Annotated in this window: 1 protein-coding gene and 1 rRNA gene; one reads left to right on the top strand and one right to left on the bottom strand. The window is 67.6% G+C overall.

Annotated features, from left to right (window positions below; all coding sequences use genetic code 11):
• A partial coding sequence (locus AB0G01_RS26690; RefSeq protein WP_360950440.1) for a hypothetical protein occupies positions 1–1,025 on the top strand: 1,025 nt, incomplete at its 5' end.
• A gap of 87 nt (positions 1,026–1,112) precedes the next feature.
• Here AB0G01_RS26690 and rrf read toward each other — a convergent pair.
• Positions 1,113–1,206, bottom strand: a 5S ribosomal RNA gene (gene rrf, locus AB0G01_RS26685); the annotation flags it as partial.

The following is a 1,206-nucleotide window of genomic DNA, read 5'->3' as shown; positions in this document are numbered from 1 at the left end:
CGCGGCTTGTATTCGCGGCGTTCGCTGGTGCGGTTGTCGCGGGGCTGGTAGCCGCCACGGTCGTCACGCGGCCGGAATTCGCGGCGCTCGCCACCACGACTGTCACTACGGTTGTCGGTGCGACTGCCGCTGCGGTTGTCACGCGGCTGGTAGCCACCGCGATCGTCACGGGGCTTGTACTCGCGACGCTCACTGCTGCGGTCGTCGCGCGGCTTGAAGTCACGGCGGTCACCGCCACGGTCATCGCGCGGCCGGTACTCGCGGCGTTCGCCACCACGGTCATCCCGGGGCTTGAAGTCACGACGGTCACCACCGCGATCATCGCGCGGCTTGTATTCACGACGCTCACTGCTGCGGTCATCGCGGGGCTTGTATTCGCGGCGTTCGCTGGTGCGGTTGTCGCGGGGCTGGTAGCCGCCACGGTCGTCACGCGGCCGGAATTCGCGGCGCTCGCCACCACGACTGTCACTACGGTTGTCGGTGCGACTGCCGCTGCGGTTATCGCGGGGCTGGTAGCCACCGCGATCATCGCGCGGCTTGTATTCACGACGCTCGCCGCCACGGTCGTCGCGGGGCTTGTACTCGCGACGCTCGCCGCTGCGGTTGCCACTGAACCGGCTGCTGGAAGAGCTCCGGTCGTCGCTGCCCGAACGGTTGTAGCCGCCTCGGTCGTCACGCGGCTTGTCGTAGCGCGGTCGTTCCGAGCGGTTGTCGTCACGCCGGAATCCATCGCGCCGACTGCTGTCGTCGCGGTTGTACCCGCCTCGATCATCACGGCTGCGGTCGCCACCACGCGGGCGGTCGTCGCGGCTGCGGTCGAAGCTCGGCTTGCTGTCGTCGCGACGGGGATACCCGCCGCGCTCACTCCTGCCGCTGTCCCGCCCGGCGTTGTCGCGACTGCTGTCGCGCCCCGCGCTGCTGGGCTTGCGGTCTCCCTCGGCACGACCACCTTCGGAGCGGCGCGGTCGGTCTCCCTGGCCACGCTGGCGGTCGCCTGGACGATCCCCGAACCTCGACACCTGTAACTCCTCCTACTGTGGACACGCTAAAAGGGCTTGTGGTTTGAGCACATTTCGATGTGCCCCCACCACAAGCCCTTTCAGTGAAGAATTGTTCGGCGGCGTCCTACTCTCCCACACCCTCACGAGTGCAGTACCATCGGCGCTGGAAGGCTTAACTACCGGGTTCGGAATGGGACCGGGTGTT

Source organism: Actinosynnema sp. NPDC023587 (genome assembly GCF_040640215.1).
Taxonomy (GTDB): domain Bacteria; phylum Actinomycetota; class Actinomycetes; order Mycobacteriales; family Pseudonocardiaceae; genus Actinosynnema.
The sequence above is the reverse complement of the archived record's forward strand: the minus strand, read 5'-3'. Positions and strand labels throughout refer to the sequence as shown.